The organism is Ectothiorhodospira mobilis (genome assembly GCF_016584115.1).
GTDB lineage: Bacteria > Pseudomonadota > Gammaproteobacteria > Ectothiorhodospirales > Ectothiorhodospiraceae > Ectothiorhodospira > Ectothiorhodospira mobilis.
In genome coordinates this window covers 38,791-52,137 of the sequence record NZ_NRSK01000005.1, presented here as the reverse complement: position 1 = coordinate 52,137, position 13,347 = coordinate 38,791, and the positions used below count along the sequence as shown (strand labels likewise).

The following is a 13,347-nucleotide window of genomic DNA, read 5'->3' as shown; positions in this document are numbered from 1 at the left end:
GGACACGTTACGCTGACGAAAAAACGCGACGGCAGGGAGGCGTAGTTCGGGTGGCGGATCGAGAGCGCTATTTACGCTACTGGGGAAAAGCCAGGGATGGTGCCACCGGGCAGGCGCCATGTCACCTGCTGGCCTACCATGCCCTCGACGTGGCTGCTGTCGGCGAGATTCTGCTGGGATACGACCGGCAGCGCAACACGCGCCTGGCGTCCGCTCTGGGGCTGGAACTGGGGGCCTTCCAGCGTCTCTTCGTCTTCTCATTGATGCTGCACGACCTGGGTAAGTTTGCCCGCTCCTTCCAGGGGCAGGCTACGCCGGCAGGATGTGATCTCGTGCCCCCTGACCCCGGCATGGTCTACGACGGCAGGCAGCGCAGGCATGATCGGCTGGGTGCGGAGCTCTGGCGCGAGGTGTTGTACCCAAATCGTCTGGTTCTGAGCGCGGCGGATCCGATGGTTGCCATGGATCTTGAGCAGGGTGTCGATCTCTGGCTGGGTTGTTTCTTCGGCCATCATGGCCAGCCAGCGGCGGCCCCCTGGGCCCCTCTGAGTGTGGATTTCCGGGAAGAGGACTATTCGGCTGCCGAAGATTTTGTGACCGCCTTGGAAGCCCAATGGGGGGCACCCTGGCCTTGCGAGACCTTGAAGGACGAGGACTGGCAGGAATGCAGGTTGGCCCCCATGACCTGGGAGCTGGCGGGTCTGGCGACCCTGTCGGATTGGTTGGGCTCCAATGATGCATTCTTTCCCTACTGCGCCGAGCCCATGCCGCTGGCGGATTATTGGGAACGCCGGGCCCTGCCCGGCGCGCGGCAAGTCCTGAAGCAGACCGGTCTGTTGGAGGCTCCTGTAGCGGTTGCTTTTCCCGGTTTCCGGGAGGCCTTCAGCCTTTGCCCGACCCCGCTCCAGGCATGGGCCGAATCTGCAGGTCTGGCCGACGGGCCACAACTGTTGATCCTTGAAGACATCACCGGCTCCGGCAAGACAGAGGCGGCCCTTACGCTCGCGCATCGTCTTTTGGCTGCGGGGCAGGGGCGGGGACTCTACTTCGGCCTGCCGACCATGGCCACCTCAAATGCCATGTACCACCGGCTTGGGCCGTTCTATCGGACCCTTTTCCCTGTGGAGACCCGTCCCTCACTGGTCCTGGCCCACGGGGCCCGTCATCTGGAAGATGCGTTCATGGAGTCAGTGGTGCCCGAGCCCAAGGCCGATCGCAATTACACCCGGGAGGATCGCACGGCCAGCGCCGAATGTCGTGCCTGGCTGGCGGACAGTCGCAAGACGGCGCTGCTGGCGGAGGTCGGTGTCGGCACGATCGACCAGGCCCTCCTGGGGGTGCTGCCCCGCCGCCATCAATCCCTGAGGCTGCTCGGTCTGGCCGACAAGATCCTGGTGGTCGATGAGGTCCATGCATATGACCCCTACACCACCGGACTCCTGAAGACTCTGCTCGCGGGTCACGCACGCCAGGGTGGCAGCGCGGTCCTCCTGTCGGCAACGCTGCCTCACAGCCTGCGGCGTGCACTGGTCCTGTCCTGGCAGAAGGGCCGGGATATCCATGGGGAGGAGCCCGCTGCGGACCATTTCCCCCTGGCGACCCAGGTGCACGATGAGGGGGTCAATGAATACAAGATTTCCGCCGGGATGAGTCGCTCCCGTTCACTGCCCGTGCATTTCCTGCATGGTGAGGCCGAAGTGCAAAAGGCCGTGATCGAAACCGCCCGGCAGGGGGGGTGCGCCTGCTGGATTCGCAACACGGTGGACGAGGCCATCAGCGCTTTCGAGGCGATTCGGGGGCAGCTGGCAGAGCCGGAACGGGCCATCCTCTTCCATGCCCGGTTCACCATGGCGGATCGACAGCGCCTCGAGGCCCGTGTACTGCAGGCTTTCGGCAAGGACTCAACGGCGACGGAACGCGCCGGCCGGGTCCTCATTGCCACCCAGGTGGTGGAGCAGAGCCTGGACCTGGATTTCGATTGCCTCGTCAGCGACCTGGCGCCGGTGGATCTGCTGATCCAGCGCGCCGGGCGTCTGCACCGTCATTGCCGAAACGCCGATGGAAACCGTCTCTGCGAAGCGGGGGCAAGGGATGGTCGCAGCCGTCCTGCGCTCCGGATACTCGCGCCGGAGTGGGCGGACGATCCCGCCCCCGACTGGATCCGCAGTCTTTTGCCCGGGACGGCTGCAGTCTATGGGAATCCGGTCCAGCTCTGGCGCACCATGGGCGTGCTCAGGGAGGAAGGGAAGATCGATTTGCCCGGCCGGGCCCGCGTGCTGATGGAGGCCGTCTATGGGGATGGGCTGGAGGCTCCGGCCGGACTCCAGCAGGCCGAGGCCGAGCATTGGGCCGGTGAACGGGTGGCGGCCGCAAGTGCCCGCTTTAACGCCCTCGATCTGGAACTGGGCTATGGGCGTTCGGCCGAGGGGGCGGGCTGGGACGATGACCAGGAGATCGGTACCCGCCTGTCCGCGGAGCGTACCGTGCCCGTGGTCCTGGTGCGGCGGGGCGGGGAGGGCAAGCTGGAGCCCTGGCACGCCGACTGCCGCCATCCCTGGCCCATGAGTACGGTCAGCCTTCGCGAGGGGTTGGCCGGGAGGTTGCCGCCGCTGCCTTCCGATCTGGAGGGGCAGGCCCAAGCGTTGTACGAGGCGCATCCCGGACTTCGCAGGAGCCGATTCTGGTTGGTGGAGCACGGGATGCCGGTTCGATATGACAGCACTTTGGGTGCCGTGATTCCCCGCCATAGCGAGGAACGTTCTTCCTAGGGCATCCGGATTGCACTGCTACACGGGTCAGCCCCGTGACACGGGGAACAGCGGGTATGGTAACCGATCTCCGAGGGTGAATTGCACTTCTACACTTATTGATCACTTCTGATGCAAGGTGTAAGGTAAAACCTCAAGTGCTTATGGCGCCCCAACCAACCGGGGCACCGTGAGACCAGCCACTCTCGCAAGGAAGAGCGTATGAACCTCATTGATGAGCCCTGGCTGCCTTTCCGCCGCCGTGATGGGGAAAGGGTCTATGCCCCACCGTCTGCGGTCACGGACCCTGATCTGGTGGACCTCGCCTTCCCCCGGGCCGACTTCACCGGGGCGGGCTGGCAGCTTCTTATCGCACTGCTCCAGACCGTCCTGGCTCCCGCGAACCGCAAGGACTGGTTCAGGCTATGGCAGGAACCTCCATCGCGGCAGGCGTTGGAGACGGACCTCGCCCCCTGGCGGGATGCCTTCGGGCTTCTTGGGGAGGGGCCCTGCTTCCTGCAGGATCTGGACCCCCTTGAGGAAGCCCGGGATGCCCCTATCGCTTCCCTGCTCATCGAATCCCCCGGCGTGCAGGGCCTCAAGCTGAACACCGACCATTTCGTGAAGCGCGGGATTGGAGAGGCCATGTGTCCGGCCTGCGCGGCGGTGGCCCTGTACAATTTCCAGGCAACCGGGCCGGCTGGTGGTACGGGCTACCGGGTCGGTATCCGTGGTGGCGGTCCGCTGACCACGCTGGTTCTGCCCCACGATCCGGAGGTGCCGCTGTGGCACAAGTTGCTTCTCAATATCCTTCCCCGGGATCACCGGCGCTTCCGCTACCCTGACCCCCGTCCCACGGACGGGCGAATCTTCCCCTGGCTGGTGCCGACCCGAACCAGCGAGAAGGGTTCAAGCACACAGGTGACGACCCCCGAGGAAGTCCATCCGCTGCACCTCTATTGGGCCATGCCCAACCGCATCCGCCTGGGAAGCCCCGAGGGGCCTGGGACCTGCCAGGTCTGCGGCCGGGAAACCTCCCAGTTGCTTCGAAGCCTGCGGATGACCAACCTCGGCTACAACTACGATGGTCCCTTCCGCCATCCACTCACCCCCTATCGTTTCGATCCGAAGAAGCCGGACGAGACCCCCTATTCCCTGAAGGGGCAACAGGGCGGGCTCGGGTATCGGCACTGGGAATCCCTTGCCCTGGAGGATCCCGAGCGAGGGCATCTGCCGGCCCTGGTGGTGCAGGACTACCTGGAGACGAAACGGCGGCTCCTCCAGGGGGGAAGGCAGCCCAGGCTCTGGGTCTTCGGCTATGACCTCAAGCAGAACAAGCCAAGGGGGTGGTACAGCACCGAGATGCCCCTGGTCACGGTCCCGGAGGATCGGCGTGATCTTTTCCTCCACGGGATCCGCCAGTTGGATCAGGCCGCGGTGAAGGCCGCCAAGCGCACCCAGGATGCGGTGAAGGAAGCCTGGTTCTCCCGCCCCCGGGACGCCAAGGGGGATTTCGGTTTCATTCAGCATCGTTTCTGGGAGGCGACCACCGGTGATTTCTATGCCTGCCTGCCGCAGCTGGCGGAGGCGGTCGAGGCCGGCCGTACAGGCCTGCCTCCGGCCGTTGCCCGTCGCTGGCTGGAGGTGGTGAGCAGGGCGGCGAACGAGGTGTTTGAGTCCCTTGCGCTGACTGCCGATGAACAGGGCATGGATCTCAGACGGGTCATCGCAGCTAGAAATGGGCTCCGCTCGTGGTTGAGCGGGGGACGGGAGATGAAGCGCCTGCGCCAGCAGGCGGAGCAGGAGGCGGCAGCATGAGCGAAAAGCGATTCAGTCCCCAGGTCCTGCGGGATCGTGAGGGGGAAGAAGGTGTAGCGGAAGGCCTGCGGGAGTGGTGGGCACGCCTGCATGGTGTGCAGAAAGAGGGGGTTTCCCCGTATTCGAGCGGTGCGCGCGCCGTGCTACGTCGGGCAACGGGCCCTGACGATGCCCTCCTCAGCGAAGGCTTTCGCCATCTCTGGTTCGCACTTCCGCAGGGACGCCGGACTTCCCGGGACATGCGTGCCTGGGGCGCCGTTGCCATCCTGCTGGCCGAGGTGGATGAGCACGTGCCTGATCGAACCTTCGCCGCCGCCATGGCTGCAGAACGCGAACCGGCGGGCAGCAGTAGCCCGGTGGTGAGTGAGCTGCGTTTTCGACAACTCCTGCAGAGCCGGGATCTGGACGAGTTTGTACGCCGGGCGCGGCGCGCCGTTCATCTGATCGATCAACGCGTGGATGTTCGATCACTGGCCGACGATCTCCTGCTCTGGCACCGGGAAAAGAGCGGGTACTTCGCGGCCCGGCCGGATCATCGCCTGGCGGTTCGCTGGGCCGACGCCTACTTCACCCGTCTCGCCTGCTACCAGCACTAGGCCATCATACCGTCTGACCATTTCACTCCGATCTGCACTCGACGAGGGAGCCGTCTCCATGACTCATTTCATTCAGCTGCACATGCTGACCTCTTACCCCCCGGCCAATCTCAATCGGGATGACCTGGGCCGACCCAAGACCGCCACCATGGGCGGAGCCGAGCGTCTGCGCGTCTCCTCCCAGAGCCTCAAACGCAACTGGCGCGTCTCCCGGGTGTTTCAGCAAGCCCTGGCCGGGCATCTGGGGACCCGGACCAAGCGCTTGGGCCCGGAGATCCATGAACGCCTTGTTGCAGGCGGCATCCCGGAAAAGAAGGCCGTTGCCTGGGCCGGGAAGATCGCCCACGTCTTCGGCAAGCTGCAAAAGGATGGCCTGCATATCGAGCAACTCGCCCATATCAGCCCCGAGGAGCGCCGGGCCGTGGATGAACTCACCGAGACGCTGATCCGTGAGCAGCGCGAGCCCACCGAGAAGGAACTCGATCTCCTTCGGCACACCCCATCTGCGGCGGATATCGCGCTGTTTGGCCGCATGCTGGCCGCCGATCCCGGCTACAACGTCGAGGCGGCCTGCCAGGTGGCGCATGCGATCACGACCCACCGGGTCGTGGTGGAGGATGACTACTTTACCGCCGTGGACGATCTGAACACGGGGGAGGAGGACAGGGGGGCCGGCCATATCGGTGAAAACGGCTTTGCCGCCGGTCTGTTCTACAGCTATCTCTGCATCGACCGCGAGCAACTGGTGGATAACTTTGGCGGGGATACTGAACTCGCCGATCGCGCCGTCGAGGCGCTGACCGAGGCGGCGGTGAAGGTTGCACCCCGCGGCAAACAGAACAGCTTCGGATCCCACGCCTATGCATCCTATGTCCGGGCAGAGCGGGGGGGACAGCAGCCGCGCTCCCTCTCCGTGGCCTTCCTCAAGCCCGTTCAGGACCACGACTATGGTGAGGCCTCCATCCGTGTCCTGGAACAGCAGGCCGAGAACTTCGATCAGGTCTATGGGGCATGCGCCGATTCCGTCTATACCCTCAATGCCCTGAAAGGTACGGGCAGCCTGGACGAATTGAAGCGTTTTGTCGTCGGCGCTTAAGGAGAAATACAGCCATGGACTACCTGGTATTCCAGCTCTACGGATCGCTGGCCAGTTGGGGCGTACCCGCAACCGGAGAGATCCGGCGAAGCGCCACCCATCCCGGCCGCTCAGCGCTTCTGGGATTATTGGCGGCGGCGCTGGGGATCCCACGCAGTGACGAGTCCGCGTTGACCACCTTGGGGGCAGCGGTGCGTTTTGGCGTCAAGCAGGTGAGTCCGGGAGTGCTGGTCCAGGATTACCATACCGCTCAGGTGCCATCCCACGACCGCAAGGCCCGCCGCCGGACACGGAAGGATGAACTTGCAGCGCCCCGGGACCGCCTGAATACCATCCTCTCGACCCGTGATTACCGGTGTGACGGCTACTGGAAAGTGGCCATCCCCGAGACTGACGACCCCGGCTTGGATCTGGCGACCCTGCAAGCGGCGCTGGAGCGTCCCCGTTTCCCGCTCGCACTGGGGCGCAAGGCCTGCCCGCCGGCCGCCCCCCTGGCACCACGGATCGTCCAGGCACCAGGCTTCCGGGCTGCGCTGGATACCCCCTTCCCGGCGATGACACCCTGGGGTGAGTCATATGAACGACGTTTGCTGAGGATGGCCCCGGAAGTTGTCTATGTCTGGGAGGGAGACGGCGGCGATATCGAACCCCAGGAGATCCGCCACCCGTACGATGATCCTTTGCACCGCGGACGCTGGCAGTTTGCCCCCCGACCGGAGTATTGGCATCAAAGCAGGGAGGAGACCTGATGTATCTCAGTCGAGTGCGGGTAGCCACCGCAGGATTCGATGCCCATACCCTGTCTCAACTCATGGCAGGGCATGCCTATGGTATTCACCAACTTCTGTGGCGGCTCTTTCCTGATAACACCGACCGCCCCTTTCTTTTCCGGCAGGAACTGGAGCACGACGCCGGGCTTCATGGAGGCGCGCGTGGCATGCCGATGTTCTATGTCCTCTCCCAGGTAGAACCCATCCCCGTGCCCGGACTGCTGGAATGCGAGAGCAAGCCCTTTGCCCCAAAGCTGGAGACGGGGCAGCGAATCGCCTTCCGGCTGCGAGCCAATCCGGTCGTGGCCCGTGCGGTGGAGGGGCGGCAGCGTTCACGGCGCCATGATGTGCTCATGGATGCCAAAAAGGCTGCAAAAGAGGAAGGCATCAAGGATCGGATCATGATCAGGGAACGCATGGAGGACGCCGCCCGGTCCTGGCTGGGTGACTCCGAACGGGCTGCGCGCCACGGCTACCGGCTCCCTGTAGATCCACAAACCAGCGGCTACCGGCAGCACACCTACCGGCGCAAGGGCGGTGAAATCCGTTTCAGCAGCATCGACTTCGAGGGTCGGCTTGAAGTGACCGATCCCGAGCGTTTCCGCCAGACCCTGGAGGAGGGGATCGGTCGCAGCCGTGCCTTTGGCTGTGGGATGTGGATGATACGCCGCCTCGAGTCATGAGCGAGTCATTCGTACCCCTGAAGCCCATCCCCCTCAAGGATCGGGTCTCCATGGTCTTCGTGGGGCGGGGACAGCTCGACGTGCGGGATGGGGCCTTCGTCGTGGTGGACGAGATCAACGGCGAACGCATGCATATCCCGGTTGGGTCGGTGGTCTGCCTCCTGCTGGAGCCCGGGGCCCGCATCTCTCATGCCGCCGTGAAACTGGCGGCCACCGTCGGCACGCTGCTCATCTGGGTGGGTGAGGGTGGCGTTCGGCTGTATTCCGCAGGCCAGCCCGGGGGAGCCCGTTCCGACAAATTGCTGTACCAGGCCCGGCTTGCCCTTGAAGAGGATCTGCGACTCAAGGTCGTTCGGCGGATGTATGCCCTGCGTTTCCAGGAGGAACCGCCCTCACGACGTTCCGTGGATCAGCTTCGCGGGATCGAAGGCGCGCGAGTGCGCAAGACCTACCAGCAACTCGCCCGACAGTACGGCATCGAGTGGAAGGGTCGCCGTTACGACCCCGAGCAATGGGATCGCTCCGATCCGGTCAATCAGTGCCTCTCTGCTGCCACCTCCTGCCTCTACGGGGTCTGTGAGGCAGCAATCCTGGCAGCGGGGTATGCGCCCGCCATCGGGTTTCTCCACACGGGCAAGCCCCGGAGTTTTGTGTACGACATTGCCGATATCGTGAAATTCGAAACCGTCGTCCCGGTGGCCTTCCAGATCGCGGCCAAGGGAGCAGCCCAGCCCGAGCGTGCGGTGCGCATCGCCTGTCGGGAGTCCTTCCGCAAAACGAAGCTGCTGCAGCGAATGATCCCTCTCATTGAGGAAGTCCTTGCCGCAGGGGGGATCGAGCCCCCGCCCCCTGCGCCAGAGGCGCAACCACCGGCCATCCCCGAGGCGCAATCCATAGGCGACGTGGGACACAGGAGTCAGTAAATGGCCATGCTGGTCGTCGTCACCGAGGCCGTCCCGCCCCGCCTACGGGGAAGGCTGGCCATCTGGCTTCTGGAAATCCGGGCCGGTGTCTATATCGGGGATGTATCGCGTCGGGTCCGGGAACTGATCTGGGAACAGGTCAACGCCCTGGTCGATGATGGGAACGTGGTTATGGCCTGGGCGAGTCAACACGAATCCGGCTTCGAGTTCCAGACATGCGGGAAAAATCGCCGCATACCAGTGGATTACGAGGGACTGCAGCTGGTGCGGTTCGCCCCGTCTCCGGAAGAGGAAACGTAAGTTGTTGATCTGAAGGTGTTCTTTAACAAAATGAAAATTCGTCTTGGGGGTATTCTCGCTGGTGGCTCATGGCTTTCCCTGTAAAGCCTTTTCATTCAGTATATTAGATGAAGTCCGTTCCCCGCGCCCGCGGGGCTGAACCGTCGTCGTCGCTGTCGCGCGTCTCGCTCCACTCCCGTTCCCCGCGCCCGCGGGGCTGAACCGTGTCTACGTCGAGCGCGCCGCCCAGGTGCCGGCCGTTCCCCGCGCCCGCGGGGCTGAACCGCCAGGGCGAGCAGGTCCACCGCGCCCGGCTACCCGTTCCCCGCGCCCGCGGGGCTGAACCGTGCGCGAGGCGCTGGGCGAGTACCAACTGCCGCCGTTCCCCGCGCCCGCGGGGCTGAACCGGCTGGACGGCCATATACCCCAGCGCCGCCGTCCCGTTCCCCGCGCCCGCGGGGCTGAACCGTGTGAGCGCCATGACGCGCATGCAGATGATCGCCGTTCCCCGCGCCCGCGGGGCTGAACCGCTGCCTGACCGCGACGAAGCGCGCATCCTATACCGTTCCCCGCGCCCGCGGGGCTGAACCGCCCCATTTCGGAATCGCTTATTCGCCATTTCGCCGTTCCCCGCGCCCGCGGGGCTGAACCGTCCCACCCAGCCGTTACCATCCTGCTCCAGGTCCGTTCCCCGCGCCCGCGGGGCTGAACCCTGAGAGTCAGCGGCCACGTCTTCCAGGACGGCCCGTTCCCCGCGCCCGCGGGGCTGAACCGCCGATAGAGCTGCTGCAGGTTCCCGTCTTCGTCCGTTCCCCGCGCCCGCGGGGCTGAACCGGTGTGGCGGATGGTCACGGGCTGGGTGACGCCCCGTTCCCCGCGCCCGCGGGGCTGAACCGCCCGCACTTGACGCGCCCGACTTTTCAGAGCCCCGTTCCCCGCGCCCGCGGGGCTGAACCGCCCTAATCCACGGGTCCACGGGTTAATCTGCCCCGTTCCCCGCGCCCGCGGGGCTGAACCGTGATCGGGTCCAGCCCCGGGTCTTCCGGTTCCCCGTTCCCCGCGCCCGCGGGGCTGAACCGGCTTGCGCGTCGTAGGGGTCGACGCTCTCAAGCCGTTCCCCGCGCCCGCGGGGCTGAACCGAACCGGTACCCGTCCCCCTTCTTCATGCGGGCCCGTTCCCCGCGCCCGCGGGGCTGAACCGTTCTGGTGAGGGTGCCCCGGGCTGCACCCGGGCCGTTCCCCGCGCCCGCGGGGCTGAACCGTGCAGTTTACAACTAGGTGCGCCTGGGCTTCGCCGTTCCCCGCGCCCGCGGGGCTGAACCGTACCCGCAGTGTGAGGGATGCGAGTACCGGGACCGTTCCCCGCGCCCGCGGGGCTGAACCCCCTGCTGGAAAACCGCGGCGAGCGCCCCATCCCCGTTCCCCGCGCCCGCGGGGCTGAACCGTCGATGCCCGCAAACTCGCAGATCAGCTTCCACCGTTCCCCGCGCCCGCGGGGCTGAACCGCGTCGTCGGGCAGTCCACGGGCCGATGGGTTCCCGTTCCCCGCGCCCGCGGGGCTGAACCGCACATCAATTTGGTCACGCAGGCCACCGGCGGCCGTTCCCCGCGCCCGCGGGGCTGAACCGGCCACTGGGGTCCAGGCCGGCTACTACAACAACCGTTCCCCGCGCCCGCGGGGCTGAACCGCTGCAGATCCGTGCCCCCCGAGACCGGGACCGCCGTTCCCCGCGCCCGCGGGGCTGAACCGATCACCGACGCGCAGATCACGGGCCACCTCACCCGTTCCCCGCGCCCGCGGGGCTGAACCGAGCGCCTGGATCTGGAGGATATCGGCCCCGGCCCGTTCCCCGCGCCCGCGGGGCTGAACCGTGGCCATTGCGATACAGCCATCGGTAGAAGCCCCGTTCCCCGCGCCCGCGGGGCTGAACCGCCGACAGCCACGCATGCGCCACCTGGGCAGTGCCGTTCCCCGCGCCCGCGGGGCTGAACCGGCCACGCCCAAAGAGCGCGAGTTGCTGAAACACCGTTCCCCGCGCCCGCGGGGCTGAACCGGCCGCCACCGGCAGCGCCTCCGAGGGGATTGACCGTTCCCCGCGCCCGCGGGGCTGAACCGGCACTGAAAGCCAGCCTGCTACGCATGTCGAACCGTTCCCCGCGCCCGCGGGGCTGAACCGTTCCTGCAGCTCAAGGCAACGACTCGCACGCCCCGTTCCCCGCGCCCGCGGGGCTGAACCGGATCGGATCCCGCATCTCCGTGGTACGAGTTCCCGTTCCCCGCGCCCGCGGGGCTGAACCGACGCCAGCAGGAAATTCGTACCGCCTTGGGACCCGTTCCCCGCGCCCGCGGGGCTGAACCGCAGGCCCGCGGCATCCTGATCCCCGACGACGTCCGTTCCCCGCGCCCGCGGGGCTGAACCGCAGCAACGGGCGCTTAATCGTCGCCTTTGCAGCCGTTCCCCGCGCCCGCGGGGCTGAACCCCCATCCTGCTGGGGGCGGACCGTCCGGTGCACCCGTTCCCCGCGCCCGCGGGGCTGAACCGAACAGCTACCTCGGCATCTGCCAGCACGCCAACCGTTCCCCGCGCCCGCGGGGCTGAACCGCCGACGGCTATTGCGACATCACCCTCGACCGACCGTTCCCCGCGCCCGCGGGGCTGAACCGGCGGCAGCTTCGCCACGCCGCTGTACGAGGGCCCGTTCCCCGCGCCCGCGGGGCTGAACCGGCCGCGACGGCTTGGGCGTGGCTCAAGGGATTCCGTTCCCCGCGCCCGCGGGGCTGAACCGACACCGCGCAGCTGTTCAGCGCGGTGCGCGACCCGTTCCCCGCGCCCGCGGGGCTGAACCGCCGGTCTTTTCCGCCAGCTTCGTGGCGCCCCCCCGTTCCCCGCGCCCGCGGGGCTGAACCGCCGTGATAATAGATTGGACGATCGGTCACGCTCCGTTCCCCGCGCCCGCGGGGCTGAACCGGGGCATGGGTTGATTCAGGTGGTATCCCGTCCCCGTTCCCCGCGCCCGCGGGGCTGAACCGGACGATCACGTCATCGACTCGGTACGGGAGATCCGTTCCCCGCGCCCGCGGGGCTGAACTGGTCGGGGGCGATCGCCGCGCCTATGTCGAGCGTATCCTGGGCGCGCCGCAGAAGGTGGTCGATCTGCCGGATGGTACAAAGCTGGCGGTCACCGCAAAGGCTCTGGCCGATCATGTCCCGGCGGACCGGCTGCCTTACCTCAGCCACCTCGACGATGTTCTGACGGACCCGAGCGAGATCTGGCTCAGCTTCGAACGCCACCAAGGCACGGGGCAAGGTCCACCTGCGTAAACGATTGGCCAAGGGATTGCCGATGGATAAGGACCGCTTCGTCGTGCTGAGCGCTCAGGCGGTGGAAGGGCGCTTCGAGGCCTGGACGGTGGTGCTGACCAGCAAGGCCAGCTACGCACAGGGGCAGCGCGTCGGGCGCTTGATCTATGGCTGGGAAGTAATGATGGATAGGGGACTCGCCGGCAGCGGCGCCGGCAGTCGACTGGCAAAGGCTTCCGGGGCCGCTCCCAGCCTCCAACTAGTCGATGCCTATGGTAGGCACCGTATGGTCGCCGGACAACCTGCCCGGAAAGAGTCGTCCGAGAAGAGCGCCAAAGAGGCCTTATAGGCCTCAGAATGTGCGGCACAGGGCTCGATCAGGCGGACTGCAATCGCGCGACGCTGAGAGATCGCAGAACGGGCGGTTACCGCATACCCGCTATAAGCAATCATCGGGAAAAGTTTTGCGGCACTTATTCTGTGAATTCAGGACGCCAACGTCTATCTCGACGGCACCAATAACCTGATCGGCCGGGCCGGAGAGGTGACGCTGCCCGAGATCAGCCCGGCCATGAGCGAGCATTCCGGTCTCGGCATGCTCGGCACCCTGGAGCTGCCGGCCGGGCTGGAGGCGCTGTCCATGTCCACCAAGTGGACCGGCTTCTACGCCGACCACCTGCGCGCCGGGGCCACCCCGTTCAGGGCCCACCAGTTCCAGATCTGCGCCAGCCAAGCACATCGGGGGCTGATAGATCATGACCGACACCAAGAAGACCGATCTGCCGGAGATCACCCTGGGCGACGGCCGCAAGGCCGCCATCCGCAAGGGCAAGGGCCGCGACCTGCTGACCGCCTCGCGCATGGCCGGGGGCACCAACGAGCCCATGAAGATCGCCTACGGCCTGATCGCCGCGCTGGCCACCGTGGACGGCAAGCCGCTGACCATCGAGGACGTGGAGGACATGGACCTTGGCGACGTGCTCAAGCTCCAGGGCGAAGTCATGGGAAACGGCGGCTCGTTACCCGGCATCACCTCGCCCAGCTGAAGGCGGAGGGCGTGGTCGGCCACGCCGACCTGATGGAGATGAGCTGGGATGATGTGCTGGGCGAGCTGGAGGACTACGCCGACTACG

The 13,347-nt window shown here is 66.3% G+C and carries 11 protein-coding genes, 1 pseudogene and 1 CRISPR repeat array; all 12 genes and pseudogenes read left to right on the top strand.

Going from position 1 to position 13,347, the window contains the following annotated elements; all coding sequences use genetic code 11:
• The first annotated feature begins 50 nt into the window (after nt 1-50).
• The 12 genes and pseudogenes from cas3 to CKO33_RS13465 all read left to right on the top strand — a co-directional run bounded on the left by cas3 (nt 51) and on the right by CKO33_RS13465 (nt 13,260).
• On the top strand, nt 51-2,768 hold the full coding sequence (gene cas3 / locus CKO33_RS03425; RefSeq protein ID WP_200179325.1) for a CRISPR-associated helicase Cas3': 2,718 nt from the start codon (nt 51-53) through the stop codon (nt 2,766-2,768).
• 201 nt (nt 2,769-2,969) lie between these two features.
• A complete protein-coding gene (gene casA, locus CKO33_RS03420) occupies nt 2,970-4,565 on the top strand; it encodes a type I-E CRISPR-associated protein Cse1/CasA (protein ID WP_200179318.1) in 1,596 nt (531 codons plus the stop codon).
• Nucleotides 4,562-5,161: a type I-E CRISPR-associated protein Cse2/CasB gene (casB, locus tag CKO33_RS03415; RefSeq protein ID WP_200179316.1), complete on the top strand. Its 600-nt coding sequence runs from the start codon at nt 4,562-4,564 to the stop codon at nt 5,159-5,161. The genes casA and casB overlap by 4 nt, the downstream gene beginning before the upstream one ends.
• A gap of 58 nt (nt 5,162-5,219) precedes the next feature.
• Nucleotides 5,220-6,257 (top strand): type I-E CRISPR-associated protein Cas7/Cse4/CasC, encoded by a 1,038-nt coding sequence (gene cas7e, locus CKO33_RS03410; RefSeq protein ID WP_200179309.1) that lies wholly within the window; start codon nt 5,220-5,222, stop codon nt 6,255-6,257.
• Nucleotides 6,258-6,271: 14 nt separating this feature from the next.
• Nucleotides 6,272-7,006 (top strand): type I-E CRISPR-associated protein Cas5/CasD, encoded by a 735-nt coding sequence (cas5e, locus tag CKO33_RS03405; protein WP_200179306.1) that lies wholly within the window; start codon nt 6,272-6,274, stop codon nt 7,004-7,006.
• Nucleotides 7,006-7,710, top strand: coding sequence for a type I-E CRISPR-associated protein Cas6/Cse3/CasE (gene cas6e / locus CKO33_RS03400; RefSeq protein ID WP_200179305.1), 705 nt, complete (start codon nt 7,006-7,008; stop codon nt 7,708-7,710). Before cas5e ends, cas6e begins: the two co-directional genes overlap by 1 nt.
• Nucleotides 7,707-8,633: a type I-E CRISPR-associated endonuclease Cas1e gene (gene cas1e / locus CKO33_RS03395; protein ID WP_200179303.1), complete on the top strand. Its 927-nt coding sequence runs from the start codon at nt 7,707-7,709 to the stop codon at nt 8,631-8,633. The genes cas6e and cas1e overlap by 4 nt, the downstream gene beginning before the upstream one ends.
• A gap of 6 nt (nt 8,634-8,639) precedes the next feature.
• The gene (gene cas2e / locus CKO33_RS03390) at nt 8,640-8,933 is read left to right on the top strand and encodes a type I-E CRISPR-associated endoribonuclease Cas2e (protein WP_369128161.1); all 294 of its coding nucleotides are present in this window, start codon (nt 8,640-8,642) and stop codon (nt 8,931-8,933) included.
• A 114-nt stretch (nt 8,934-9,047) separates the two neighbouring features.
• Nucleotides 9,048-12,004: direct repeats of the CRISPR family, unit length 29 nt; unit sequence CCGTTCCCCGCGCCCGCGGGGCTGAACCG.
• Nucleotides 12,005-12,037: 33 nt separating this feature from the next.
• Entirely contained in the window at nt 12,038-12,235 is a 198-nt protein-coding gene (locus tag CKO33_RS13985; protein ID WP_369128160.1) for a PBECR2 nuclease fold domain-containing protein, read from the top strand.
• A 22-nt stretch (nt 12,236-12,257) separates the two neighbouring features.
• Nucleotides 12,258-12,563, top strand: a complete 306-nt coding sequence (locus CKO33_RS03380) for a hypothetical protein (RefSeq protein ID WP_200179298.1) — start codon at nt 12,258-12,260, stop codon at nt 12,561-12,563.
• A gap of 135 nt (nt 12,564-12,698) precedes the next feature.
• A pseudogene (locus tag CKO33_RS13980) lies at nt 12,699-12,941 on the top strand (phage major tail tube protein); the annotation flags it as partial.
• 28 nt (nt 12,942-12,969) lie between these two features.
• Nucleotides 12,970-13,260 carry a phage tail assembly protein gene (locus CKO33_RS13465; protein ID WP_242472444.1) on the top strand — a complete coding sequence of 97 codons (291 nt, stop codon included), beginning with the start codon at nt 12,970-12,972 and terminating at the stop codon, nt 13,258-13,260.
• The last annotated feature ends 87 nt before the right edge of the window (nt 13,261-13,347 follow it).